Origin of the sequence: Flavobacterium salmonis, from assembly GCF_903819435.1 — a bacterium.
Classification (GTDB): domain Bacteria; phylum Bacteroidota; class Bacteroidia; order Flavobacteriales; family Flavobacteriaceae; genus Flavobacterium; species Flavobacterium chungangense.
This window is the reverse complement of the sequence record NZ_CAIJDP010000057.1, coordinates 128,279-153,783: the sequence shown is the minus strand read 5'-3', so window position 1 is coordinate 153,783 and position 25,505 is coordinate 128,279. Positions and strand designations below refer to the sequence as shown.

25 protein-coding genes and 2 tRNA genes are annotated in these 25,505 nt (G+C 31.4%); 18 read left to right on the top strand and 9 right to left on the bottom strand.

The annotated features are described in order from the left end of the window. Positions 1-91: 91 nt before the first annotated feature. From FLACHUCJ7_RS03305 to FLACHUCJ7_RS03295, 3 genes are all read left to right on the top strand, one after another. Positions 92-173: transfer RNA gene (locus FLACHUCJ7_RS03305), tRNA-Leu, on the top strand. 154 nt (positions 174-327) lie between these two features. Beyond that, entirely contained in the window at positions 328-843 is a 516-nt protein-coding gene (locus FLACHUCJ7_RS03300; protein ID WP_180907898.1) for a hypothetical protein, read from the top strand. Continuing rightward, a complete protein-coding gene (locus tag FLACHUCJ7_RS03295; RefSeq protein WP_180907897.1) occupies positions 836-1,189 on the top strand; it encodes a hypothetical protein in 354 nt (117 codons plus the stop codon). The genes FLACHUCJ7_RS03300 and FLACHUCJ7_RS03295 overlap by 8 nt, the downstream gene beginning before the upstream one ends. 559 nt (positions 1,190-1,748) lie before the next feature. On the opposite strand, the gene FLACHUCJ7_RS03290 is transcribed toward FLACHUCJ7_RS03295, so the two are convergent. Beyond that, the gene (locus tag FLACHUCJ7_RS03290; protein WP_180907896.1) at positions 1,749-1,982 is read right to left on the bottom strand and encodes a hypothetical protein; all 234 of its coding nucleotides are present in this window, start codon (positions 1,980-1,982) and stop codon (positions 1,749-1,751) included. A gap of 82 nt (positions 1,983-2,064) precedes the next feature. Here FLACHUCJ7_RS03290 and FLACHUCJ7_RS03285 point away from each other — a divergent pair, with 82 nt between their 5' ends. Both FLACHUCJ7_RS03285 and FLACHUCJ7_RS03280 read left to right on the top strand, forming a co-directional pair. Further along, a complete protein-coding gene (locus FLACHUCJ7_RS03285) occupies positions 2,065-2,295 on the top strand; it encodes a helix-turn-helix domain-containing protein (protein ID WP_180907895.1) in 231 nt (76 codons plus the stop codon). Positions 2,296-2,447: 152 nt separating this feature from the next. Further along, positions 2,448-2,735, top strand: coding sequence for a hypothetical protein (locus FLACHUCJ7_RS03280; protein WP_180907894.1), 288 nt, complete (start codon positions 2,448-2,450; stop codon positions 2,733-2,735). A gap of 207 nt (positions 2,736-2,942) precedes the next feature. Here the strand turns inward: FLACHUCJ7_RS03280 and FLACHUCJ7_RS03275 are convergent. Continuing rightward, positions 2,943-3,015 (bottom strand) — tRNA-Phe (locus tag FLACHUCJ7_RS03275). Positions 3,016-3,158: 143 nt separating this feature from the next. Here FLACHUCJ7_RS03275 and FLACHUCJ7_RS03270 point away from each other — a divergent pair. The 7 genes from FLACHUCJ7_RS03270 (at position 3,159) to FLACHUCJ7_RS03240 (ending at position 10,122) form a co-directional block, all read left to right on the top strand. Next, positions 3,159-3,893, top strand: coding sequence for a type III pantothenate kinase (locus tag FLACHUCJ7_RS03270; RefSeq protein WP_180907893.1), 735 nt, complete (start codon positions 3,159-3,161; stop codon positions 3,891-3,893). Beyond that, the gene (locus tag FLACHUCJ7_RS03265) at positions 3,886-5,112 is read left to right on the top strand and encodes a hypothetical protein (protein ID WP_180907892.1); all 1,227 of its coding nucleotides are present in this window, start codon (positions 3,886-3,888) and stop codon (positions 5,110-5,112) included. The genes FLACHUCJ7_RS03270 and FLACHUCJ7_RS03265 overlap by 8 nt, the downstream gene beginning before the upstream one ends. Positions 5,113-5,163: 51 nt before the next feature. Next, a complete protein-coding gene (gene lptC, locus FLACHUCJ7_RS03260; RefSeq protein ID WP_031454217.1) occupies positions 5,164-5,721 on the top strand; it encodes an LPS export ABC transporter periplasmic protein LptC in 558 nt (185 codons plus the stop codon). 10 nt (positions 5,722-5,731) lie between these two features. Beyond that, positions 5,732-5,923, top strand: coding sequence for a hypothetical protein (locus FLACHUCJ7_RS03255; protein WP_031454218.1), 192 nt, complete (start codon positions 5,732-5,734; stop codon positions 5,921-5,923). Between the two features lie 6 nt (positions 5,924-5,929). Continuing rightward, positions 5,930-7,189 (top strand): hemolysin family protein, encoded by a 1,260-nt coding sequence (locus FLACHUCJ7_RS03250; protein ID WP_078227068.1) that lies wholly within the window; start codon positions 5,930-5,932, stop codon positions 7,187-7,189. Positions 7,190-7,297: 108 nt separating this feature from the next. Beyond that, positions 7,298-9,397, top strand: coding sequence for a peptidylprolyl isomerase (locus tag FLACHUCJ7_RS03245; RefSeq protein ID WP_180907891.1), 2,100 nt, complete (start codon positions 7,298-7,300; stop codon positions 9,395-9,397). 320 nt (positions 9,398-9,717) lie between these two features. Beyond that, complete coding sequence (locus tag FLACHUCJ7_RS03240) at positions 9,718-10,122, top strand: hypothetical protein (RefSeq protein ID WP_223255415.1); 405 nt, start codon at positions 9,718-9,720, stop codon at positions 10,120-10,122. A 26-nt stretch (positions 10,123-10,148) separates the two neighbouring features. On the opposite strand, the gene FLACHUCJ7_RS03235 is transcribed toward FLACHUCJ7_RS03240, so the two are convergent. Beyond that, positions 10,149-11,069 carry a GYDIA family GHMP kinase gene (locus FLACHUCJ7_RS03235; RefSeq protein WP_078227070.1) on the bottom strand — a complete coding sequence of 307 codons (921 nt, stop codon included), beginning with the start codon at positions 11,067-11,069 and terminating at the stop codon, positions 10,149-10,151. A 129-nt stretch (positions 11,070-11,198) separates the two neighbouring features. Continuing rightward, positions 11,199-12,497, bottom strand: a complete 1,299-nt coding sequence (locus tag FLACHUCJ7_RS03230; RefSeq protein WP_180907890.1) for a hydroxymethylglutaryl-CoA reductase, degradative — start codon at positions 12,495-12,497, stop codon at positions 11,199-11,201. A gap of 181 nt (positions 12,498-12,678) precedes the next feature. Between FLACHUCJ7_RS03230 and FLACHUCJ7_RS03225 the strand changes: the two genes are divergently transcribed. The 5 genes from FLACHUCJ7_RS03225 (at position 12,679) to FLACHUCJ7_RS03205 (ending at position 18,296) form a co-directional block, all read left to right on the top strand. Continuing rightward, complete coding sequence (locus FLACHUCJ7_RS03225; protein ID WP_180907889.1) at positions 12,679-14,850, top strand: S9 family peptidase; 2,172 nt, start codon at positions 12,679-12,681, stop codon at positions 14,848-14,850. Between the two features lie 49 nt (positions 14,851-14,899). Continuing rightward, positions 14,900-16,384, top strand: coding sequence for a peptide MFS transporter (locus FLACHUCJ7_RS03220; protein WP_078227072.1), 1,485 nt, complete (start codon positions 14,900-14,902; stop codon positions 16,382-16,384). Positions 16,385-16,432: 48 nt separating this feature from the next. Continuing rightward, positions 16,433-16,900, top strand: a complete 468-nt coding sequence (locus tag FLACHUCJ7_RS03215; RefSeq protein ID WP_180907888.1) for a thioredoxin family protein — start codon at positions 16,433-16,435, stop codon at positions 16,898-16,900. A gap of 229 nt (positions 16,901-17,129) precedes the next feature. Further along, a complete protein-coding gene (locus FLACHUCJ7_RS03210; protein ID WP_078227073.1) occupies positions 17,130-17,582 on the top strand; it encodes a thioredoxin domain-containing protein in 453 nt (150 codons plus the stop codon). 264 nt (positions 17,583-17,846) lie between these two features. Further along, entirely contained in the window at positions 17,847-18,296 is a 450-nt protein-coding gene (locus FLACHUCJ7_RS03205; RefSeq protein ID WP_078227074.1) for a hypothetical protein, read from the top strand. On the opposite strand, the gene FLACHUCJ7_RS03200 is transcribed toward FLACHUCJ7_RS03205, so the two are convergent. The 5 genes from FLACHUCJ7_RS03200 to surE all read right to left on the bottom strand — a co-directional run bounded on the left by FLACHUCJ7_RS03200 (position 18,297) and on the right by surE (position 23,112). Beyond that, the gene (locus tag FLACHUCJ7_RS03200) at positions 18,297-20,336 is read right to left on the bottom strand and encodes a ComEC/Rec2 family competence protein (protein WP_180907887.1); all 2,040 of its coding nucleotides are present in this window, start codon (positions 20,334-20,336) and stop codon (positions 18,297-18,299) included. 48 nt (positions 20,337-20,384) lie between these two features. After that, a complete protein-coding gene (locus FLACHUCJ7_RS03195; protein WP_180907886.1) occupies positions 20,385-20,867 on the bottom strand; it encodes a C40 family peptidase in 483 nt (160 codons plus the stop codon). An 11-nt stretch (positions 20,868-20,878) separates the two neighbouring features. Next, positions 20,879-21,997: a lipid-A-disaccharide synthase gene (gene lpxB / locus FLACHUCJ7_RS03190; protein WP_078227076.1), complete on the bottom strand. Its 1,119-nt coding sequence runs from the start codon at positions 21,995-21,997 to the stop codon at positions 20,879-20,881. Between the two features lie 70 nt (positions 21,998-22,067). Beyond that, the gene (locus FLACHUCJ7_RS03185; RefSeq protein WP_031454233.1) at positions 22,068-22,340 is read right to left on the bottom strand and encodes a hypothetical protein; all 273 of its coding nucleotides are present in this window, start codon (positions 22,338-22,340) and stop codon (positions 22,068-22,070) included. Beyond that, positions 22,333-23,112 carry a 5'/3'-nucleotidase SurE gene (gene surE, locus FLACHUCJ7_RS03180; protein ID WP_078227077.1) on the bottom strand — a complete coding sequence of 260 codons (780 nt, stop codon included), beginning with the start codon at positions 23,110-23,112 and terminating at the stop codon, positions 22,333-22,335. Before surE ends, FLACHUCJ7_RS03185 begins: the two co-directional genes overlap by 8 nt. 201 nt (positions 23,113-23,313) lie before the next feature. On the opposite strand from surE, the gene FLACHUCJ7_RS03175 reads away from it, so the two are divergent. After that, positions 23,314-25,500 carry a carboxy terminal-processing peptidase gene (locus tag FLACHUCJ7_RS03175; protein WP_078227078.1) on the top strand — a complete coding sequence of 729 codons (2,187 nt, stop codon included), beginning with the start codon at positions 23,314-23,316 and terminating at the stop codon, positions 25,498-25,500. Positions 25,501-25,505: the final 5 nt, after the last annotated feature.

The following is a 25,505-nucleotide window of genomic DNA, read 5'->3' as shown; positions in this document are numbered from 1 at the left end:
AAACCAAATATACAAAAAAGAGAATTAATATTTTTTTTCAAATTTTTCTTTGAATATTCGAAAGTATGCTTATCTTTGCACCCACAATTACGCGGATATGGTGAAATTGGTAGACATGCCAGACTTAGGATCTGGTGCCGCAAGGCGTGTAGGTTCGAGTCCTATTATCCGCACTAAAAAAGCTTCTGAAGATAATTCAGGAGCTTTTTTGTTTAATTGCAATTCATTTTAATAGACATTATAAAACTTCTTATAAATCAAAAAACTTATGTCTACTAATAAATTATTCTTTTCTATATTTGACAGATTGCTAAACAAATACAGTAAATGATAAAACAAAAATTAGAAAATATTTTATCCTTAAATGGCATTTCAATTTTAATTGGAATTGTCGGAGGTGTTTTTGGCATAATATCAGTATTTATTGATTGGGAAACTCAATTGAGTATTAAGTGGTTTGCTGCTTTATGGATAGTATATTCATTTGTTCTAATTATCTCTATAAAATTAACTTATGATATTTCAAAGACTCATTCATTAAAAAGGATAAATAGTAAAATCCTTCAATTTTCAAGAGCAAATCTTCTTCTTTTAGCAGAAAATAATAACAATTTGGAATTTTCTCAAACAGTATCCATTTATTATATTAAAGACAATTTTCAATTATTCTTCGCAAATGGCTATGTTCAAAATATTCAAGAAAAGCTTGTACAAATAAAAATTATTTCATTCGACGAAGATTTTACAACGACTCATGATGAAGAATATAGCCGAATTCTTAACAATGAAAGCAACGCTCTATCATCACTATTAATTAATAATTATCTTCGCTATAATGGATAACTCAATAACAAATATTTTAGTAGCCAGTAAAATTGATGACTTTCAAATTGTCATAAATAAAGGATCCAATGATAGAGTCGGTTCTTATATGAGATTTCTTGTATATGAAGAAGGACAAGAAATTTTTGATCCTCATTCAAAAAAAAGTTTAGGAAAACTTGAAATTCCAAAAGGCTTTTTCAAAGTTCAACATATTCAAGAGCAAATGACCGTTTTAGTATCTGAATTAAAAAAAGAAAAAAATATATTCCAAATTGCCTTGTTGGTAAAAGAACTAGATGTAGAAAAAGAGATGTTGACTACAATTAAGGTTGGTGACAAGGTAAAGATCGTTAATCAAATATGATGTTAATAATCCATACTTATACCACATCTTGTTTTAACAATTTTCAAAATTTCTTCTTTAGTTCTAAAAAGGAAGCTTTTAAATATCTTTGTTGGTAAATTAGGAGAAAATAAAAAAAGTAACCCAATATTTGTCATTCCGAGGAACGAGGAATCTTCACAAGAAACTCGCCAACAGTGCGTGCTCAGCTCGTGGAGATTCCTCGTTCCTCGGAATGACAAACGGTACATAAAACAAACTACTCTCAACATTCAAATAAAGATCTAAAGCTTCTGTTAATCTATTTAGACAATAAATCAATACTATTAGTTAAGGGTGCCTTAAGAACACATCCAGATAATAAAAACTATAATTATTGAGATAACCACAATCACACTATGGGTTTGTTGATCTTTTGATTTGTCATTATTGCACCAATGACACACTTTACCACTAAATGGCGTTTCTTTACCACAGTTACTACATTTCATCTTAATTATTTGTTTCAATTAATAATAGTCAAAACTAATTTATAGAAATGATTGTACTTTACGGATTTCCATATTCTTCAAATCAAGTTTCACTCAACATCTAAATAAGGATCTAATGCTTCTGCTAATCTATTCATACAGTAAAAACTTTTTTCAAGATTGCTAATTTCAGTTTGTACGGTTTCGCATTCTCTTAATGCACTTAAAGCTAGTATATAATTTACTTGTCGTATTGCCTTAGCCATATCTTTAGGATTAATACTGTTCGTGAAAAAATCAATTAACCTAGTTTCTGTTTCTTTTGAAAGGCTTCCTGTAATCATTGTCTTGTTTTTTATTCAAATATAAAAATTTTAGACACAAATTTGTGTCTTATTAAAAAATAATTGTTATGACTTTTGAAATATGAATATTTCAGAAGATACTTTTATAACAAATCTTGGGATTCACATTAGACAACTGCGTGAAAAAAAAGGTTTATCCCAACAAGCTTTAGCTGATGATTGTGATATTCCAAGAAATCAAATTGGCAGAATTGAAAGAGCTGAAATAAATACAGGTATAAAAACTCTTATACGAATAGCAAATGCTTTAGATATTGATCTTAAAGAATTGCTTGGTTTTACTTTGAAATAAAAACCTATACTAAAGAAATGCTGCTATCTAAAGAAAGGAAAACAGAAATGTTCGTTTTTACATTACTAAGCATAATTCTCTTAAGCAGTTTTATAAACTTCAGAAATCTGCATGTGAAGTTTTACAACAAAACCGGAGAAAACATAGATTCATTGGTAGTAGCAGGAACTTTAATCGGCCACTTGAAAAATAATAGTTCAACCGAATATATTGATTTTAAAGATTTTCTTTTTGATGGCAGTGAACCATATGAACAAATTAGTGGCTACATGAATAACAAAAAAACACATCAACTCAATTGGAGCTGGTGTGGCACAGAGAGAAATAGAATATCTAAAGGATCATATATTTTTGACTTAAAGAAAAAAATAGATGAGAAAGGCAATACTTGTCTATACTTGGTAAAACATAATAAAAAAATCTTCTGGGAAGAAAACTAAATCAAAAACCATAAAAACACTTCCAACTAAAAGCAGTCGCAAAGTCTTTATTTTAAGAGGATTTAAAAAGATTCAGGCAGATTATTTCTAAAAGTTTTGAGAGGCTGCTTTATGCTCAAATTTATCACTTAACAAGTTTGGGATTGATCCGGAATCAATAGAAAATTAATAAAAACAAAAAACCCGAATATTGCTATTCGGGTTTTGTGGTACCTCCAGGGATCGAACCAGGGACACATGGATTTTCAGTCCATTGCTCTACCATCTGAGCTAAGGTACCGTGCTTATTAATTCACTTTGTTTCAGTTTTCGTATGTTTCTGTGAACGTGTTTGCGGGTGCAAAGATAGAATCATTTTTCGTTTATCCAAAACATTTTTTTAAAAAAATCAATTCGTACCTTCGCCGTGGTAAATAAATAAATATGGTTTTAACAGTTGATATTGGTAATACCCGAATTAAAGCTGCTGTTTTTGAGGGGAGTACTGTTTTGGGAAAATTTGTTTTTGAGAAAAATGAACTCGAAAAAAAAATTAAAAAAATTTTAAAAAAATTTCAAAACTGCTCTGATTTAGTCGTTGCATCAGTCGGAAATATCGAAAGACAATCTTTTTTGGCTTTAGAAAAAGAACTTAATATTCATTTTTTGACCCATGAGGATGTTTTTCCTTTTGTAAATAAATATGCAACCCCAAAAACTTTAGGAATAGACAGGATGGTTTTGGCTGCGGGAGCCACTTTACAATTCCCCAAACAAAACAGATTAGTTATTGATGCCGGAACATGTATAACCTACGATTTTATCGACGAATTTGATCATTATTTAGGCGGAGCAATTTCTCCGGGCCTGCGATTGCGTTACGAAACGTTACATAATTACACAGCTAAGCTGCCTTTGTTGAGTCTGGAAGCACCGGATTCCTATATAGGAAACAGTACTTTTCAGGCAATACATTCAGGGATTGTCAATGGTTTCGTCTATGAGATTGACGGTTTTATCGATGAATATCGCGCAAATTATTCAAATTTTATAATAATTTTAACGGGAGGTGATGCAGAATTTTTGGCTAAACGATTAAAAAATACCATATTTGCCAATTCAAATTTCTTACTTGAGAGTTTGAACCAAACATTTCAATATAAAATCAACAATGATTAAAAAAATTATACTAAGCGCTTGTTTGCTTATTTCGTTCGTTTCATTTGCTCAGCAAGGTACTGCTTCACCTTATTCATTCTACGGAATTGGGGATATCAAATTTAAAGGAACTTTAGAAAACAGGTCAATGGGAGGTGTTTCGGTTGAGCAGGATAGTATTCACTTAAATGTTGAGAATCCTGCAAGTTATGCCAGTCTTATGCAAACTACTTTTACGGTTGGTGGTACTTACGGAACTTCAAAAGTAAAGTCACAAACGGAGACAGCCAGTTCTACAAGGTCAACCTTTGATTATTTACTTTTAGGAATCCCAATGGGTAAATTTGGAGCAGGATTTGGATTGATTCCGGTTTCATCAGTTGGTTATAAAATTAGAAATGATAATTCAGGTACAGAGGGTCTTACAAGTTCTCAATATGAAGGAAAAGGAGGCTTGAATAAAGTCTTTTTGGCATTAGGCTACAAAATAAAACCAAATTGGAGTGTAGGTGCTGATATGCAATACAACTTTGGTAAAATTGAAACTACCAGTATAGAAGCCATTACAGGAGTTGCAAGCGCTACAAGAGAAATTAATACTTCAACCTTATCAGGGGTTAATTTTAATATTGGTACGATGTATCAAACTAAGATTTATAAAAAAACAGAATTATTTACCAGTTTGTCTTATACTTTTGGAAGCAATCTAAAATCAGACAGTGAAAGAACTATTGAGGTTGATGGTGATGCAACTTCAGTAGATGACCTGAATAGTTCTACTTTAAAATTACCAAACAAATTAACTATTGGTGCAGGTATTGGAGAGGCAAGAAAATGGTTAGTAGGTACTACGGTAGCTTTTCAGGGTAATGGTAAGTTTCAAAATTATTATAACACAAGTGACGATGTGCGTTATGAGAAATATGCAAAATATGCAATTGGTGGGTATTACCTTCCCAACTACGCTTCATTTACAAGTTATTTAAGCCGAGTTACCTATAGGGCAGGATTGAAATATGAAAAAATTGGTCTTATTGTAAATAATGAATCAATAAAAGATGTTGGTGTGACATTAGGAGCTGGTTTTCCTATTACGGGAACTTTTTCTAATGTAAATTTTGGAATTGAATATGGTAAAAAAGGAACGGTTTCTTCAAATTTGATTCAGGAAAATTACCTAAACTTTAGCTTAAGTTTCTCTTTTAATGACAAATGGTTCGTAAAAAGTAAATTCAACTAATGCTTAAATTTATGTTTTTATAAGCTCAATACAATTTACTACATTTGGCGAATGAATTTACCAAAAAGACATACTATTATAACCGTTGTCACAGTTCTTGCTGTGACACTGTTTTTTGGTTGCGAAAGTAATTTTAAAGAAGTTCAGAAAATTAACTTTTCAGAATTTTTTCCTGCAACAGATGCTGATACAATCAATATAAAATATACAGATTCTGGCCGTATAACCGGTGTTTTGAAAAGCCGTAAAATGTTGGATTATGCCAGTGTTGATTTTCCTTTTACAGAATTTCCTAAAGGAATTGATGTTACATTATATGATAAAAAACAAAAACGTACTTTTATAGTGGCAAATTATGCGGTTTCTTACAAGCAAACGGGCATAATTGATTTGCTGGGAAAAGTAAAGATTACGTCTGAGGCCGGGCAGGTGCTTGAGACAGAACAACTATATTTTGATCAGAAAAACGAATGGTTTTACACCGAAAGAAAATTTAAGCTTACGGATGCAAAAGGAGTTTCGCATGGTCAGGGAATAGATTTTAGCAAAGATTTTAAAGTGATAAATTCACAACGGGTAAGCGGAGAAATTGAAGCCGACGAAGAATAAAATATAAATTATGAATTACTTAAAATATACACAATACGTTTACTTATTAATTGCAGGTGCTTTTATTTATGATGGAATTACAAAGTTAAGCGATGCTGATGGAACTCCCTGGCTTAGTTTTTTGATTGCAGGTGTAAGTGTTTTTATGTTTTTCTTCAGAAGAAAGTTTTCTAAGAAATTTGACGATCATTATAAAAAATAGTAAAAAATGGAAATTAGTATTATAATACTATGTTTAATACTATCAGCCTTTTTTTCAGGAATGGAAATAGCTTTTATTTCCTCTAATAAAATTTATCTTGAAATCGAAAAAAAACAAGATAATTTTGTTTCCGGAATATTAACAAAACTTACAGAAAAACCATCCAAATTTATTGCGGCAATGCTTATTGGTAACAATGTAGCGTTAGTTGTTTATGGTTTTTTTACCGCAGATTTGATTCTGAAATGCATTACAAATTTAGGGTATCAATTTTCTGATTATACGAATTTGTTTCTCCTCACTTTAATCTCTACTTTTATTATTTTAATAACGGCAGAGTTTTTTCCAAAAGTTTTTTTTCAGATTTATGCCAATTCTCTAATTCGGATTTTTGCCATTCCGGCTTATATTTTTTACCGGTTGTTCTATTATATTTCAACTTTCTTTATTTGGATTTCTGATTTTATTCTAAGAAAATTTTTTAAGACAAAAGGAGATCAGGTACAGTTGTTTTTTAGTAAAATTGAACTTGGGAATTATATTTCTGAGCAGCTGAATGCAGCTGAAGACAATGAAGAAGTCGATTCTGAGATTCAAATTTTTCAGAATGCATTAGAGTTTTCAGGGGTAAAGGCACGAGATATAATGACCCCGCGAACAGAAATTGTAGATATAGATTTATTTGACAGTGTTTCTGATCTTAAATCTTTATTTATAGAAACAGGCTATTCTAAAATTATTGTGAGTCAAAATTCTTTGGATGATATTGTAGGATATGTGCATTCTTTTGATTTGTTTAAAAAACCAAAAACAATAAAGTCAGTTTTGATGGCAGTTGAATTTGTGCCTGAAACAATTTTGATAAAAGATGCTTTGAACTTACTGATCAAGAAAAGGCGAAATGTGGCTGTTGTTCTGGATGAATATGGCGGGACTTCAGGAATTATTACGATAGAGGATATTGTAGAAGAACTTTTTGGTGAAATTGAAGATGAACATGATCTGGATGAAGAATTAATCGAACAGGAAATAAAGGAGGGAGTATATCTTTTTTCGGCAAGGTTAGAGGTTGAATATTTAAATGAAACCTATAAATTAGGAATCCCGGAAAGTGATTCTTACGGAACCTTAGGAGGATTTATTGTTGACTATACGAAAGATATTCCTTATAAAAGCGAAAAAATTAGTATTGGAAATTATCGTTTTGTGATAGAAGAATGTTCCAACAAGAAAATCGAATTAGTAAAAATGACTATAAAAGAATAATTTTTTTAATAATTTTAAAAAAAAGTCGAAAATAAAACTCTAGTTGTATTGTTATTAACCAGATAATTGTATTTTCGCAAACTGAATATAAAATTAACGATAATAAAAATGGCAGTTTTAGCAAAAATTAGACAGCGTTCCGCATTATTGATAGGAGTTATTGCACTTGCATTATTTGCATTTATAATACAAGATCTTTTCAATAGCGGTACTTTTGGTCAAAGTTCAAAAGATGTAGGAAGCATCGATGGAAAGGATATTTCATTTGAAGACTTTAGAGTTAAAGTTAGTAATGTTGAAAAAAGTGGGCAAGGAATTACTTCCACTGAAGCTGCAAACAGAGTATGGGATCAGGAAGTTTCAATCGCTTTATTATCAACCCAGTTTGATAAATTAGGATTGAGAGTTGGAGAAAAACACCTTCTGGAAGTTTTAAAAGCGGATCCTAATATTGGTAAAAATCCAATGTTCTTAAATGCTGCAGGTATGTTTGATATTACTAAATTCAAAGAATACTTTAAAGCAAATCCTGAAGCAGCTCAGTTTATTACTGAAAAAGAAAAAGATGCTACTTTAAATGCAAAATTCCAAATCTACAACACTCTTGTAAAATCAGGTCTTTATACTACTGCCAGCGAAGGAAAGCTGAAATATGAAATGGAAGCAAACAAAGTAAATTTTGCGTATGCTGCCGCTTTATACTCTTCTATTAAAGATAGTGAAGTAAAAATTTCTGATTCAGAGATTGTGGATTACATGAAGAAAAACGAGAAAAAATTCAAAGCTGATGCAACTCGTGAAATTCAATATGTATTAGTTGAAGACAAACCTTCAAAAGAAGATGAAGCTGAAATTAAAGCTAAAATTACTGCGCTTTTAAACGGAAGAGTAGAGTATAATGCTAAAACCGGTAAAAATGATACATTACCTGGATTTAGAAATGCTACAAACGTAGCTGAATTTGTAAACGCGAATTCAGATGTACCTTATGATTCAACCTATATTGCTAAAAATTCTTTACCTGCAGTAGATGCGGATAAATTATTTAGTTTAGCTCCGGGTCAAATTTATGGACCATATGTTTTTGGAAAATACTATGCTATTTCTAAATCATTAGGATTCAAATCAGGTGTGAATGCTAAAGCAAGTCACATTTTAATTGGTTATGAAGGATCTCAGACTCCAAACCAAAAAGAAAAAAGAACAAAAGAAGAGGCTAAAGCTAAAGCCGAAGATATTTTAAAACAAGTTCAGGCAAATCCTGATAGTTTCATGATGCTGGCTTTTACAAGTTCTGATGATTCATCTGCTCAGCAAGGCGGTGATTTAGGATATTTTGGTCCAAACCAAATGGTAAAACCTTTCAATGATTTTGTGTTCAGTAACGGAATTGGAAAAGTTGGTTTAGTTGAAACTCCATTCGGATTTCATATTATTAAAATTACTGATAAACAAGACGGAATTCGTTTAGCTACCATTGCTCAAAAAATTCAGCCTTCTGAAGCTACTTCTGATAAAATATTTACATTGGCAACAAAATTTGAAATGGATGCCGCTGATAAAGATTTTAATGCTACAGCTAAACAATTAGGGTTAAAAGTTGAAGCTCCTATATCAGCTAAAGCTATGGATGAGTCTTTTGGTCCATTAGGAAACCAACGTGCTATTGTAAGATGGGCATTTGATAAAGAAACAAAAGAAGGAGATGTAAAACGTTTTGAAATCGCAAATATTGGTCACGTAATTGCACAATACAAAAGCGAAAACAAATCAGGTTTAGTATCTGTTACATTAGCAAGACCTTATGTAGAGCCAATCTTAAAGAACAAGAAAAAAGCAGAAATATTAAAAGCGAAAATGACAGGTTCAAGTATCGAAGCTATCGCTAAAACTGCTGGGGTTAAAGTTCAACAAGCAACAAATGTTACTATGGAAAACCCTACTTTACCAGGTGGAGTTGGTCAGGAGCCTAAAGTTGTAGGTAATGCGTTTGCATTGTCAGCTAATAAAATTTCGGCTCCAATCGAGGGGAATACGGGAGTTTATGTTGTAAAAAATATCAGTACTATTAAAGCACCAGCTATTGCTAATCATGCTGAATATGTATCGAAAGTAAAAGCTCAAAGCGCATCTGATGCAAGCAGAATTTTGCCGGCTTTGAAGAACAATGCTAAAATAGAAGATAACAGATTACAGTTTAATTACTAATCTTAGTAAAATAAAGTAAGACACAAACCCGAAACGTTTTAAATGTTTCGGGTTTTTCTTTGCTCTAAAAAAATGTTTTGTAAGATATTTTTGTAATAAACTGAGTTTCATAGCCTTAATCATATAGGGATAATAGAAATATGATTTAAAAAATTTGGGATATTCAATTTATTACAGTTAATTTGTCAGAATTTTTGTTTTAACAAAATAAATTTAATTAGGAAATATTAAAAAAATTACGAAAAAGATGATAGGTAAATGCTTTAATAATCAGGTATTTAATTTGTTTTATGTTTAAGTTTTTTAGCAAAAAACCTAAGGTGTATTCCAAAATTGAGAATCATATTTTTGGAATAATAACTGAACTTTTAAAAGTTAGTAACACAGACATTAATGTCGATGAATTAGGCGGCAAGTACTATTTAAGTAATGAAGAACAGCATTTTAAAGTTACCATATTAAGTAACGATTATGTTATACGACTAACCAATACCCGCGATTCTGTCGCTGAAAAGTATGACAAGGTTTTTGTTGAAGATGTTTTAAGAGCTGTAAAAGAAGAAAAACATCGCAGAATGGAATTAGTTTATGATTCGATTACCAATAGTATAGAGAAAATGGCTGAGCGCCTGCATAATACTCTTATCGAATCTAATGAACTGGAAAATGAGAAAGTCAGACATTTGGAATCTGAGCCTATTAGTGATCAGAAAGTAAATTTTTAATTAGTATTTTTTTATTGATAAAACAATTACTCTCGTAAAATCATTTCATCATAAGTAAGTATTGTATCATATCCTTTTGATGCAAAATAATGTCTTGGGTTATCTTTAGAAATTACCATTACAAAATCACCACCCCACGCACCAAGACTTTTAACAACTCCGTTAAAATCAGGAAAAGCCTTTTCCTTAATAGTTTGCAGCTCGAGTATATCACTAATATGAATCTCGTGATTTTGTAAAGATTGAGCAAATTCTTTCAATGTTTTTGCTTTGATAACCGCATCAGTAATTTTATTATTGTCAAGTATGTTTTTGCTTAAATGATTGTTTTTGTTGTTATAGTAAGCACTAATGGCTTGTTTGCTGCTTTGCTTTTTATTGAGATATACAAAATAAATGTTTTGAGAAAAATCCGGATTAAAATTTATGGATTCTACAATAGGGGAACTGTTTTCTAAGCGATAAATAATCGGACTATCGTTTTGTGCACAGGCGATATCGTAGCCACTTCCTCCAAAACTGTTTTTGAGTAGCGTGAAAGCATCAATTTGTGTCCACTGTGCAATGTTGTTGAGTAAAGTTGAAGATGTTCCTAATCCCCAGTTTTTAGGAAACGTCAGTTGTGTTATTGCTTTATATCCGTTAGCATTATCAATGAAAACAGGATTTAAAAGATAGGCTTCATGTAATATAGTAATCAGCGTTGTTTTTACGGTTTCAATTTCTGCCTTTACATTATTAATTATTTCATTGAACGAAATAGTATCTTCGAACCAAATTTTTTCATCAATATTGTAGCTTTTCCATTGAATTTCCTGATTTGAACCGTTTTCAATAATTAGATTTTGGCCAAATTTTGTTGGTAATGCAAAAGCTTTTGCGCCGTCAAGGACTAAATATTCTCCTGTTATTAAAAGTTTTCCGTTGCTGTAAAAGGTTCTTTTCATTCGTTGTTTTTTAGCCCCGATGGTAACGATATCTTTTTGTGGCTGACCCGATAGCTATCGGGAGCCACAAAAGAATTAGTGGACAGCGGGAATAGCTTCATCCATAGATTATGCTTCTGGATGATAATATTATTTTCTTAGATTTTCAATAAATTCTACTACAGCGTTATGAGATATGGCCGTTTTTTTAAAATGAGTTTTAATTAAATGGCGCTCTTCTTCGTTGGCCTCAAATTGATTGATTATATTATTGAGGTGCATTTTCATGTGGCCTTCCTGAATACCAGTTGTAGTTAGAGAGCGCAAAGCGGCAAAATTTTGTGCTAAACCCGCTACGGCAACAATTTCCATTAATTCTTTGGCTGAAGGTTTTTGGAGAATTTCTAAACACAATTTTACCAGGGGATGTAATGAAGTTAATCCGCCAACTGTACCTAAAGCTAGTGGGATTTCAAGCCAAAAAGTAAAAATTCCGTTTTCAATTTTAGCATGAGATAAACTCGCGTATTGTCCATTTTTTGATGCATAGGCATGAACACCGGCTTCAACTGCTCTGAAGTCATTTCCTGTTGCCAGAACCACAGCATCAACACCATTCATGATCCCTTTGTTGTGTGTCACGGCTCTGAATGGTTCAACCTCGGCAATTTGTACAGCCTGCACAAATCGTTCGGCAAAATCCCTGGGATTTGGGATATGTTTTTCGGTTAGATCTTCAATTTGACATGAAACTTCGGCTCTTACAATGCAATTTGGAACATAATTTGACAAAATGCTCATTATAACCTCAATTTCTAAGTTTGCATTTTGTGCTTCATCTTTTAAGGTTGTTGCAAATTGTTCCAGGCATGAATTAATAAAATTTGCTCCCATGCTGTCTTTCGTTTCAAATGTTGCATGTAACTGGAAGTAATTATCGAGCAGGTCTCTTTTGTCTTTTAAATAAATGTCCAGAATTCCACCACCACGTTGTTGCATGTTTTTAGTAATATTTTGCGTGTCAGAAAAGAATTTTGGCTTTATTTTATTGAAGAAAGCGTTTAATTTTTCAGCATCTCCATTAAAAGTAAAATGAACTTGTCCTATTTTTTCGGTATCTATTACGGTTGCTTTAAAACCTCCACGTGTTGCCCAGTATTTTGCAGATTTTGAGGCGGCTGCGACTACTGAACTTTCTTCAATTGCCATCGGAATGGTTTTGTACTTTCCGTTAATCAGGAAATTTGGAGCAACACCAAGCGGAATATATAAATTGGTTATAGTGTTTTCAATAAATTCATCATGTAATTGCTGAAGCTTTTCGTCTGTATTCCAGTAATTTCTTATAATGTTTAAGGCTTCTTCGGGGGTTGAAAAGTATTCATTTGCAATCCAGTTTATTTTTTCTTTTTTGGATAATTTAGAAAATCCGGCAACGGCGTTGTTCATTCTCAGTCTATTAAGTAGTGTAGTGGTTGCAAAGATACCATTTTAAGCGTTTTATTTGAAATGTTTTTTTTATTCAAAAAGGATTTAAATTTTATTTTTTTAACATTTAACAGTTAAAATGTGTATTATGTTCGATTTTTTTACTAAAATTGGACTCTTTTTTATATTTAAAATAATCCTGATGAATTCAAGTAAAATTACTGTAATGCTTTTGTTTTTAGTTGCTACGGTTTTTGGGCAACAAAAAATAACAGTCGAAAATATTTATAGCGGAGCATTTCGTGCTAAAGGAATGGACGAACTGCAATCGTTAAAAAACACATATCAATATACTGTTTTAAATGTTGATCAGGCCAGCAGAAGCATGCAGATTGATTTATATGATTTTGCAACCCTCAAAAAAGTATCAAATTTAATAGATACAAAAAATCATGCGGTACTTGCAGACGGTATAGACAGCTATACTTTTGATGCGTCAGAAAAAAAGATTTTAATTGCCTGTAACTCCAATCAGATATTTCGCCACTCGTTTACAGCAGATTATTTTTTATATGATATTACATCCAAATCACTAACAAAACTTTTTGATTTTCAGGTTCAGGAACCAACTTTTTCGCCGGATGGAACCAAAATTGCTTATGCCAAAGAAAATAATCTTTACGTATATGATGTTGCCTCAAAAAAATCTACAGCAGTCACCACTGATGGAAAGAAAAACGCAATTATAAATGGTATAACGGATTGGGTTTATGAAGAAGAATTTGCTTTTGTCCGGGCATTCGACTGGAGTAAAGACAGTAAAAAACTAGCTTATATCCGTTTTGATGAAAGTCAGGTTCCGGAATTTTCGATGTCTATGTTTCATAAAGATTTATATCCGTCGATTGAAACATTCAAATATCCTAAAGCAGGAGAAAAAAATTCAGAAGTTTCTTTGCATATTTTTGATGTAGCGGGAAATAGCACTAAAAAAGTTGATTTAGCAAATTATAATGACTTTTACATCGCAAGACTACAATGGACAAATGATAATAATACTTTATCAGCTCAGGTTTTAAATCGCCATCAGGATAATCTTGATTTGTTGTTTGTAGATGGGACTACGGGTTTAGCAAAAGTGGTTCTGAATGAAAAAGATAAGGCATATATTGATGTTACAGATAATTTGACATTCTTAAAAGATAACAGTTTTATCTGGACCAGCGAAAAAGATGGATTTAATCATATTTATTTATATGATAAAGCCGGAAAACTTAAAAATCAGGTTACAAAAGGAAACTGGGAAGTGACTTCATACTACGGTTTCGACGAAAAAACAAAAACTATTTTCTACCAGTCTACAGAAAATGGTTCTATCAACAGAGCAGTTTACCGTATTTCATTGGACGGAAAAAACAAAACAGCTTTAACTGCTAAAATTGGAACAAATTCAGCTACTTTCAGTCCAAATTTCCAATTCTTTATTAATACTTTCTCCAGTAATTTACAGCCTACAACTTATACTTTAAATGAAGCGAAAACCGGAAAAGAAATTCAGGTGATTGAAGATAATAAGGCACTTGCTACTAAATTAACAGCTTATAATTTACCTGCAAAAGAATTCTTTGTTTTAAAAACGGCTAAAGGAAATGAATTAAATGCCTGGATTTTAAAACCAAAAGATTTCGATCCTTCTAAAAAATATCCTGTTTTTATGTACCAATATTCAGGTCCGGGATCTCAACAGGTAAATAACGACTGGAACAACACTGATGATTATTGGTTTTTATCACTTACTCAGCAAGGTTGCATTGTAGCCTGTGTTGATGGTAGAGGTACAGGTTTTAAAGGTGCTGATTTCAAAAAAGTAACGCAAAAAGAATTAGGAAAATTTGAAGTAGAAGATCAAATCGATGCAGCAAAAGTAATAGGTGCTTATCCATATGTGGATGCTTCAAGAATTGGCATTTTCGGATGGAGTTATGGTGGTTTCATGGCTTCAAACTGTATTTTTCAGGGCGCAGATGTTTTCAAAATGGCAATTGCAGTTGCTCCGGTAACCAACTGGCGTTTTTATGATAGTGTTTACACAGAAAGATATATGCAGACTCCACAAGAAAATGCTAGCGGATACGATCAGAATTCTCCAATCAACCACGTTGATAAATTAAAAGGTAAATTTTTATTGATTCACGGTTCCGGTGATGATAACGTTCATGTTCAAAATTCGATGCAAATGATGGAGGCTTTAATTCAGGCTAATAAACAATTTGATTCTCAAATATATCCGGATAAAAATCACGGTATTTATGGTGGGAAAACAAGAATTCAGCTCTACAATAAAATGACTAATTTCATTAAAGAAAATTTATAATAAACATACGGAATAGAGGTATTTAATACAATTCAACTTAAATAAATATATGGAACAAAATTTAACAATAGAACAAATTCAAGACTTTAAAGGGAAATATCCAAAACAATTGTGGTCTTTATTTATGGTTGAAATGTGGGAACGTTTTTGCTTTTATGGCATGCGTGGGGTTCTTACTTTTTTTATGGTGGATCAGCTGCTTTTAAAAGATGACGCAGCAAGTTTGCAATATGGTGCTATTCAGGCTTTTGTTTATGCATTTACATTTATTGGCGGTATCTTTGCAGATAAAGTTTTAGGCTTTAAAAAATCGTTGTTTTTTGGGGGTGTAGTGATGATCCTTGGGAATTTGCTTATTGCTTTTTCCCCTCAAACGATGTTTTATTATGGAATTGCTTTCTCAATTATTGGAACTGGTTTTTTTAAACCTAATATTTCTTCTATGGTGGGTGAACTTTACCATGAAAAAGATCCAAGAAGAGATGCCGGTTACGGAATGTTTTATGCAGGTATAAATATTGGAGGGCTTTTTGGAGGAGCTTTGTGTATTTATTTAGGGAAATATCACTCTTGGTCATTGTGTTTTCTGGCCGCAGCAATAGTAATGGTTTTAGGATTGATCACTTTTTTATATACTAAGAAAAATTTAGGTCCAATTGGAAATTCTCCATTATTAGAATTGCCGGCACAAAAAAGAAAAATTCGTGAGATTGCAGTTTATGTAGGTTCTATATTAAGTATTCCGTTGATTTTTATAATGGTAAAGAATACAAGTTATACAGATTATTTCATGTATACTATAGGCACTGTTGCAGTTGGATACTTTATTTTTGAATTGATAAAACTGGGAGAGATTAGTTTGCAAAAGAAGTTATTTGCAGCCTTTATATTTATTTTTTGTTATTTCTTATTCATGGCTATATTTGAGCAAAGTGGAGGTTCTCTGTCTCTTTTTGCAAAAGATAATTTAAAAAGTAGTTTGTTGTTTTTTCATATAGATCCTAATATTGTAAATAATAGTTCGAATACTTTTTTCGTAATTGTTTTTAGTCCGCTGGCAGGTCTGCTTTGGCTTTGGCTTGCTAATAAGAAAATTGAACCTAATACGATTATTAAATTTGGAATAGGATTTTTGTTTTTAGCCGCGTCTTTTTTTATTTTTTACTACACCAGGTTTTTTGCAGATGAAAATGGAATGACTTCATTAAACATATTTACTTTAGCTTATTTAGTTACTACTTTGGGAGAGCTTTGTTTGGGGCCAATTGGGATGTCTATTATTACCAAATTATCTCCAAAAAGATTATTTGGTATGATGATGGGTTTGTGGTTCCTTGCAAGTGCATTTGGACAGTTAGCGGCTGGAAAATTAGGTGCTGAAATGTCGAAATCTAATACAGGGTCTTCATTGTTGTCTAAATTACAATCATATACAGATGGTTATTATCAATTAGCTATCTATGCATTGATTGCAGGGGTGGGACTTATTGTTTTGTCTCCCTTTGTTAAAAAATTAATGCAAGAAGTAAAATAGGCATTTTTCAGTAGTATTTTTGTTTAAATTTTAAGAAAATAAATCGACATGAAAAAAATATTTATACTGGTATTTTTTATAATTGGTTCTTTTGCTGTAAAGGCTCAGGAGCTAAATTGGCATACTGACATAAAGGAAGCAATAACGGTAAGTAACAAGGAAAAAAAACCATTACTCATGTTTTTTACTGGAAGTGATTGGTGTGGTTGGTGTATCCGTTTGCAAAATGAAGTCCTGAAAACACCAGAATTTCAAAAATGGGCCAAAGAAAATGTAATTCTGGTTGAATTGGACTATCCAAGAAGAACTGCTCAAACACCAGAGATTAAAACTCAAAATGCTGAATTGCAACAAGCTTTTGCTATCCAAGGATATCCAACAGTTCATTTTGCCAGTGCAGAAAGCAAGGATGGAAAAGTAAATTTTAAGGGGCTAGGACAGACGGGGTACGTTGCCGGAGGTCCAACGGCTTGGCTTGCTGTAGCTGATGGAATAATTAAATCTCAAAAGATGTAAAAAAACATTTTTAATAAATATTAAAAATCCTCTCACTTCAAAGTGAGAGGATTTTTTGTTTTAGTAAGAAAATGTGTTTTAATTTCTGTGTAGTAGTTTCGATAAATATTTTATATTGATAAAATATTATGGCTAAAAAAATGTATTGTATAATTTTAAGTGTAAAAAATCTTGTATAATTAAAATATAATGTTAATTTCGTTTTGCTAACCAACCAAATCTTTATATTATGAATAAAAAACTACTTCTATTAATTTTCTTTTTAGGGACAATAACTTTTCAAGCCCAAAATTTAGTTTGGAAGACCAGTATGGATACTGCTATCGCTGCAAGTAATGAAGAAAATAAGCCGATGTTGATTTTTTTTACTGCTTCGAGTGCTCCAAATAATCTACAAAATGAAGTTTTTAAAACACCTGATTTTGCAGTTTGGTCTAGAGATAATGTGATTTTAGTTAAATTAGATCTATCTGATGCTAATGCCTCAGATACGGATAAAGAGCAAAATGTCAAGCTTAAAAATGCGTTTGGCGTTGAAGATTTACCCGAAGTTTGCTTTGCAAGTGCATCCATCAGAAAAAATAAAACTACTTTTCAGGCTCTTGGTAAAATTGGATATAAGCCGGGAGGTGCTAAAGCATGGATTTCTGAGTCAGAAGCTATTTTGCATCCAAGTGAATAGTAGCTTAGGTAAGCTTCTTACTTTATTCGTACAACCCTTTCTTGGTAATTGCTGGAAAGGGTTTTTTATTTAAAAGAAATTAGGCAGTAGTTGAATAATTGAAATTTTAAAGTATTAAAAATTCAATTAAATTTAAAATTTTAATCATAAATTATTGATTTCATTTTAATACTTTTTAGCAATAAATATTGTTTTCAAATGGATCTTTCGATGTTTATTTTATGTTAATTTAGTTTTATTAATATAATCGAAAACCAATTAAATATGACCCGAAAATTACTTATTCTTGCATTCTTTCTGATTAATATTTCAATGAAATCGCAGGTATTAGAGTGGAAAACTAACATTACAGATGCTATACTTCTAAGCAATGAAATAAGAAAACCAATGCTAATTTTATTTACAGCAGCAAATGCTCCTGAAAATTTGCAAAATGAAGTTTTTAACACGGAAGATTTTGAGAAATGGTCTCGAAAAAATGTTATTTTAGTAAAACTTGACTTATCTGATACTGAAATGTCAACCGAAGAAAGAGATCAGAATATTAAATTGAAAAATGCCTTTGGAGTCGCAAATCTGCCCGAAGTGTACTTAGCAAAAGCTTTTATAAGAAATGATGAAAGATCTTTTAGTGTATTGGGTAAGCTGCCGTACAATTTCACAGGAGTTGATGGTTGGATAAACGATTCTAATTTAATATTGAATGCACAATAATTAATTACTTAGTTTGTAAAATCCTTTTTCAGTAATAGAATGAAAAGGGATTTTTTGTTTCACGCAAGTCGTTTTCCAATATTTTTGAATCGAATATGAATTTGATGCATCTGCGATAACAATTTTAGGGTGAGTGCTTTTTAAAAGACGATTTAAATTTATTTTTGGAGATTGTATTAGCAGCAAAATATCTGGTTGCACATTCTCTAAATAAATACCTGAACTATCAATAATAAAAATCTTTTTATTATTAAAATACAAAGTGTTTCTAATTTTTGTTTCCTTTTTCAACAGGCTAAAATTGCCAATTAAATAAGAATTTAAAACGTTATTTTTTGATATTTTTTTTAACGGCTCATTGTTGTAAAAAAGAGTAACATTTTTTCCGTTTCTTTCAGATATACTTGTTTTTTTCTTTATGTTGTAAACAATGATTTCTTGTTGGCTCTGGACTTCTTTTTTTGTAAGCAAAAAAGAAAGCTGTAAAATAATTACAGAACTCAAAACTGCAGTCAGTTTTAAATAATTTGGTTTTTTTATCCAAACTATAGTTAATGTTATCCATAAGTAAAAAGCAAATAAATAATAAGTGTTAAAACTAATGTCTCTTATTACAAATGAATCAAATGAAGCTACAAAATGAATGACCTTATTTAGCAGATAAATACTTTTTTCTAAGATTTTGACCAGGAATTGTGGTGCTATATTAAAAATAGCCAAAATCATGACTATTATTCCGATAACCATGATGAAAGATAAAATTGGAATAATAATAATGTTAGTTACAAAAAACAGTCCGGGAAATTGATGGAAATAATATAAACACAGTGGCAGGGTTCCAATTTGTGCAGCAAATGATACAGTTAAGACATTCCAGATGTTTGCGGTAATTTTGTTTTTGGGATTCCATAAACTTTTTAATATTGGCTGTAGCCAGAGAATAAAAAATAGTGCCAAATAACTTAGTTGGAAACCAATGTCCAATAAAAAGTAAGGCTCAAAAAGTAATATTAAGAGTATTGAAACTAATAAAGTATGATAGGTATTGCCATTTCGGCGTAAATGATTGCCAATGGCCAAAAATGAAAACATCACCACAGATCGTAAGACACAGGGAGATAAACCTGAAATTATGGCAAATATAATTAGTGAAGTTAAAATCGCAATTAACTTTATAAAAGAACCTTTTGGGGTATTGCCAATTGGTTTTAGAATAAAAGCAATAAACAACATAATAAAACCTACATGAAGTCCTGATACCGAAAGGATGTGTGTAGCACCTGAAAATTGATAATCCTGAACAATATCAGGTGATATTTCTTGTCTCTGCCCTAAGATAAGGGCTAAGGCGACATTCATTTCATTCGGATTAAAATGGTTTTGGGTAAGATTGTTTACAATCCTTGTATGCAATTTTGCTGTGTAATACCAAATGTCTTTTCGTATTCTTTTATTAATGCTGATTTCTGATTTTGCAGCATAAACCTGTGCATAGATTTGTTTGTCATTTAAGTATTTACTGTAATCAAACTGATTCGGATTTTTGGGAGAAGAATTGTTTTGTAAGGTAGTTTTTAGCTGAATTATATTTCCAATTATAAGTGAATTGGGTAAACAGTCTTTTTGAATGTTTATAATAATGCGCCCTGAATAATGCTGATTATCAATTTTACTGATTAAAGCAATATATCTGTCATTATAATCATTCGCTTTTAATTTTTCACGCAGACAAAGGGTTATGTTTTGTGGTTTTTCAAAAGCTTTTTTACAATTTGTATAATTTGTTTTTTGTAATGATTCGGTATGAAATAATAAAGTTACGCTGCCGATTAAAAATGATATCACATATGTATTTATAGTAAATAGATTAATGAATTGCTTTTTTTTCCTGGATAAAAAATAAGAGACAGTAAACGTAAGTAGTACAGTAGCTAAAGCAGAATTTATTGACAATAGAGGCGGTTGCCAAAAGTAGGCGGTCAAAATACCAATTATAAAACAAATTGTGATTTTTGTCAGAGGAAATTTTAATACTTTCATATCATAAAAGTATAAAAAAATGTAAGAAAAATACTTTTTTATTTGAGCTTATTCAACTATCCTGTTAATTTGAGCAAATGAATTTTTATAGTAAGTTTCTTTTGTTGAAGAAATAATTACTCCTTTTGACGTAGAGGAGTGTACAAATTTTATTTCTTCACGGTTGACTTCTGTTATGAGTCCAACATGATTAATTTGCTTGCTTTTATTGGTTTTAAAGAAAATTAAATCTCCTTTTTTGGCATCATCAAATTTGATTATTTTTCCAATCTTCGATTGTTCATAAGAGCTTCTGGGTAGTTTTATGTTTTCTTTTTCAAAAGTAGAATATACTAATCCCGAACAGTCAAAACCAGCTTTGGTAGTTCCGGCAGCTTTGTAACGAGTACCAATATTATCAGTAGCAGTTTCAATCAAATTATTTACAATGTATTTTGTTTCATGTTTAGATTCCTTACTAACATTAGTTGAACCTGTTTTGCATGATACTGACAAAATAGAAAATAGGATTAGAAATAGTGCCTTTTTCAAAACGATAAAATTTATTGTTTTTTTAAATCTTCAACTATAAGTTTAGCAGTTTTTTTACTGGCTCCAATTCCTCCAAGTTTTTGTTCTAAGATATCATATTTCTTTAAAAGATCCTGACGATAATCCGGTGTTAGTAATTTTTGTAATTCGTCTTTAATTCTTTTTGTATTGCATTCATTTTGAATTAATTCGGTTACTACTTCTTCGTCCATGATTAAATTGACCAGTGAAATATATTTTAAGGTTATAATGCGCTTTGCAATTTGATAGGATGCCCAGCTTCCTTTATAGCAAACAACTTCCGGAACTTTGAAAAGTGCAGTTTCTAAAGTTGCTGTCCCTGAGGTTACTAAAGCAGCTGTTGAAGATCGAAGTAAATCATATGTTTTATTCGAAATAAATTTGATGTTTTTATTCGAAATAAACTGTTGGTAAAAATCAAAATCCTGACTAGGCGCACCTGCAATTACAAATTGATACTCTTTAAAGTCATCAACAACGCTTAACATTACGCTTAACATTTTGGTAATTTCCTGTTTGCGGCTTCCGGGTAAAACTGCTACAATTGGTTTGTCACTCAATTGATTTTCTTTCCTAAAGATATTTTCGTCAAAAACAGGCTGGTTGTGAATCGCATCAATTAAAGGATGCCCAACAAATTCTACCGGAAATTCATGTTTATCTTCGTAAAAGCTTTTTTCGAAAGGCAAAATTACAAACATTTTATCTACATCATTTTTTATCGCAGTAATTCGGTTTTCTTTCCAGGCCCAAATTTGAGGAGAAATGTAATAATGAGTTTTATAATGTAATGCTTTTGCCCATTTTGCAATTCGCATATTGAATCCCGGATAATCAATAAAAATGATGACATCCGGTTTAAATTCTAAAATATCTTTTTTGCAGAATTTAATATTATTTAAAATGGTTTTTAAATTAAAAACCACTTCTATGAATCCCATGAAGGCCAATTCACGATAATGTTTTACTAAAGTCCCGCCTGTTTTTTGCATTAAATCTCCTCCCCAAAATCTAATTTCAGCTTTGGGGTCTTCTTCATATAAGGCTTTCATTAAATTAGAACCGTGTAAATCGCCAGAGGCTTCACCTGCAATAATGTAGTATTTCATGAGTAGATAGTGTTTCTTGAATAATCACCTGAATTTAATGAAGGTGAAAAATGTAATGCAAAGATATAACTTAAGTCAGTAAAGTTGAAATTGCCAAAACAATCACTGCTAAAATGACTCCGCCAGCCATAAACTCTTTGTCCTTTTTTAATAAAACCGCAAAAACGATAAGATCCAAAGTTGTGCCTAATGTGATGACTTTTCCTAAATATCCATTTTCTTTAATTGTTTGTATTCCAGTAGAAAGATCAAATTTTGTAAAAAAGGTAATGAACAAATAACTTCCAAATAAAGAAGTGAAAATCCCAATAATAAAGCCTGTAAATATGTCCTTTTTATTCATTTAGAGCCCATGTGTTTAGTTGTTGAATTGCATGATGTGCAGTTAAGTCAAATTGAACAGGAACAACAGAAATGTATCCATTTTCTAATGCCCATTCATCAGTGTCATCTCCTTTATCCTGATTTACGAATTCGCCTGAAAGCCAGTAGTAGTCCTTTCCAAAAGGCGTTTGTCGTTTGTCAAATTTTTCTACCCAGAGGGCCTTTGCCTGTCTGCAGATTTTAATGCCTTTGATTTCTTTTTCTTTTAACTTCGGGAAATTAACATTTAAAATAACACCATGAGGTAATTTTTTTTCAAGGGTTTCTAAGACTATTTTTTTCACAAATGTTTTGGCTGGCTCAAAATCAGCATTCCAATTATAATCTAGTAATGAAAATCCTATAGCCGGAATCCCTTCTATTCCCGCTTCAACAGCGGCACTCATAGTTCCTGAATAAATCACATTTATAGAAGAATTTGAGCCGTGATTGATTCCGGACACACATAAATCAGGTTTTCTCTTCAAAATTTCATTTACTGCCAGTTTTACACAATCTACAGGAGTTCCTGAGCAGCTATATTCTGTAATAGTGTCGTTTTCTTTTGATATTTTATCTAAATATAAAGTATTGTTGATAGTTATGGCATGTCCCATAGCACTTTGAGGCTTATCTGGTGCAACAACAATCACTTCACCAATAGTTGCCATAACATCAATTAAAGTTCTGATTCCGGGAGCTGAAATGCCATCATCGTTTGTTACTAATATTAAAGGCTTTTTGTTTTTCATGGTAAGAATTATTGTGAATATAAGATTTTGAAGACAAATGTAGGAACAGATTTTCTTAGAATAGTAACAAATGAACTAAAATTTGTCAACTAACTTATCTAAGCTTTTTGCGATTCAAAGATTTTCATATCTTTAACAAAAAATTATAGTAGACTTGGCTTTTTTGGCTTGGTTTTTACCATAACTTAGATTAAAAAATTGATGAATGCTATTATTAAATTTATGAAACGAAATTATAAAATCCTCATAGCCGTATTATGCTTGTCTGTAACTTTGTTTGCATTCAAAGTAAATGCAGATAAAACCATAGATCCGGATCCAAATAAAGACAAAATGCTTTTGGAGTTATTGGCCTTCGTTATAGAAAAAGGACATTATAATCCGCCACCTATAGATGATGAATTTTCAAAAGGAATTTTTAAAGATTATATTGAAGCGCTTGATCCTTCAAAACGTTTTTTTCTGCAATCTGATATTGATGAATTTAAGCAATATGAATTAATGCTGGATGATCAGTTTATTAATAAAGATTTGACGTTTTTTAATCTTACTTATACGAGATTAATGAAGCGTATGGAAGAAAGCAAAAAAAGGTATAAAGTTCTTTTGGCACAGCCATTCAATTATAATATAGATGAGACTTTTAATGCAGATTATGAGACGATTCCGTATGCAAAAAATACAGCTGAAATAAATGAAAGATGGAGAAAACAAATTAAATTGTCAACTCTTTCATCTTTAGTAACAAAACAAAAATTAGAGGAAGATAAAAAGAAAACGGATCCGGCTTATAAAATAAAATCGTTTGAAGCTTTGGAAAAAGAAACACGTGAAAGTTCTTTAAAATCTTTGGATGAGTCTTTTGGGAACATAAAAGATTTGGACAAAGGCGACTGGTTTTCGGTTTACATCAATTCAATTATGACTCGTTTTGATCCTCATACAAGTTACTTTGCACCAGAGGAAAAAGATCGTTTTGATGTAAATATTAGCGGAAAATTAGAAGGAATTGGTGCTCGTTTGACTAAGAAAAATGACTTTACTCAAATAGATGAATTAATTTCAGGAGGGCCTGCATGGAAAGGAAAACAGCTTGAAGCGGGTGATTTAATCATAAAAGTAGGGCAAGGTAATGAAGAGCCTGTAGATGTAGTAGGGATGCGTCTTGATGATGTAGTGAAAAAAATTAAAGGACGAAAAGGAACAGAAGTAAAGCTTACTGTAAAAAAAGTAGATGGAACAATCAAAGTTATTTCAATCATTAGAGATGTTGTAGAAATCGAAGAAACATATGCAAAATCAAGTATTGTTGAAAAAAATGGATTAAAATATGGTGTAATTTATTTACCTAAATTTTATATTGATTTTGAAAATAAAGATGGTAGAGATGCCGGTAAAGATATCGCAATAGAAGTTGAAAGACTTAAAAAAGAAAACATCAGCGGAATTGTACTTGATGTGCGTGATGATGGTGGAGGATCACTATCTACTGTAGTTGATATTGCTGGATTATTTATTGAAGAAGGCCCAATTGTTCAGGTAAAATCTGCGGGGAAAAAGAAAGAGGTTTTATATGACAAGGATAAAAAAATTGAATGGGATGGACCTTTGGTAATAATGGTAAATAGTTTCTCTGCTTCGGCATCTGAGATATTGGCAGCAGCAATACAGGATTACAAGCGAGGTGTTATCATTGGCAGTAAACAAACTTATGGTAAAGGTACAGTGCAAACAGTTATCGACTTAAATCAGTTTGTTCGTAATAGTGAGTTTGGAGATTTTGGAGCATTAAAAGCAACAGCCCAAAAATTCTACAGAATTAATGGTGGTTCAACTCAATTAGAAGGAGTAAAAAGTGATGTTGTTATGCCGGACCGTTATGCTTATTTAAAAATGGGTGAACGCGATATGGATAATGCAATGCCTTGGGATAAAATAGATCCTGCAAACTATACTATGTGGAATTCAAATGAAAATTTTAATCAGGCGATCCTTAATAGTAAAAACAGAATTGCTGAAAATCCTCAATTTAAATTAATTGAAGATAATGCAAAATGGATTGATGTTAAAAACAAAGAGAATACTTATAGTTTAAATATTAAAAGTTTTAAAGCAACACAAGAGCAAGTAGAAAGTGAAGGCAAGAAATATAAACCAATCGCTGATTATAAAAATAATTTAGTTTTTAAATCGTTGCCTTATGAAAATGCTGAAATTGCTAATGACGCTTCTTTAAAAGAAAAAAGAGAAGCCTGGCATCAGGCTTTGGCAAAAGATGTTTATGTTGAAGAGGCTCTGAACGTATTAGATGATTTACAGGCTAAAACCAATCTTAATAGACAAACTAATTCGTCTAAAATTAAAAAAGATAAACTGGTTAAATCATAATTTTT